We start from the raw sequence: 1,050 nt of genomic DNA on the forward strand, positions 1-1,050 counted from the left end.
CTCACCGAGGTGGTGCAGGCCCTGCGGGACGCCGGTGTCGAGGCGGAGGACATCGCGGTGCGCAGGCCGACCCTGGACGAGGTGTTCCTGCGTCTGACGGGCCGTGCGGAGGACCAGGAGGACCAGGAAGACCAGGAACGTACGAAGGAGACCGTGTGAGCGCGACGATTTCGAGCCGTACGCCCGTGGCGAGCGGTGCGCCCGTCAGGTGGGCCGCGGTCGACTCCTGGACCATGACGCGGCGCGAACTCGCCCACTGGGCGCGGCAGCCCGTGCAGGTGCTCGTCGGCCTGGTCTTCCCGGTGATGTTCCTGCTGATGTTCAACTACCTGATCGGCGGCGGAAAGGGCATCGCGGGCACCTACAGCGAGTTCCTGGTGCCCGGCATGTTCGCGCTGACCATGACCTTCGGCCTGGACGCGACGATGGTCGCCGTCACGCAGGACCTCAACAAGGGCGTGATCGACCGCTTCCGGTCCATGCCGATGACCAACGGTGCGGTCCTGGTGGGCCGTTCGGTCGCTGACATGCTGCAGTCGCTCGTCTCGCTGATCGTCATGATCGGCGTCGGGCTCGCGATCGGCTGGCGCTGGCACGGCTCGTTCGGTGCGGCGCTCGGCGCGGTCGGTCTTCTGCTCCTGCTGCGGTTCGCGATGCTGTGGATCGGCATCCACCTGGCGATGGTCGCGGGCAAGCCGGAGCTGGTCATGGCCGTGCAGATCCTGGTCTGGCCGGTCGGCTTCCTCTCCAACGCCTTCACGGTCCCGCAGAACATGCCGGGCTGGCTCGGCGCGACGGTCGAGTGGAACCCGATGTCGGCGACGGCCACGGCGGTGCGCGACCTGTTCGGCAACGACCCCGGGGTGGTGGGCACTTCGTGGGCCGCCGAGCACGCGGGGCTGATGGCCGTGGTGTGGCCCGTGGTGCTCGTGGGGGTGTTCATGCCGCTGGCGGTGCGGAGGTTCGGAGGGCTCAGCAAGTAGCGCTCCTCCGTACGCCACTCAGTGGTGGAACCCCGTGGCCGCGTCCTTGTCCCGCGTCAACGGGTGG

General features: G+C 69.0%; 1 protein-coding gene and 1 pseudogene. Both read left to right on the top strand.

Annotated elements, in window-relative coordinates; all coding sequences use genetic code 11:
• A pseudogene (locus ACZ5CR_RS47255) lies at positions 1-159 on the top strand (daunorubicin/doxorubicin resistance ABC transporter ATP-binding protein DrrA); the annotation flags it as partial.
• Between the two features lie 74 nt (positions 160-233).
• Entirely contained in the window at positions 234-983 is a 750-nt protein-coding gene (locus tag ACZ5CR_RS47260; protein WP_468870255.1) for an ABC transporter permease, read from the top strand.
• Positions 984-1,050: the final 67 nt, after the last annotated feature.

It is taken from the genome of Streptomyces sp. NPDC031274 (assembly GCF_055570235.1).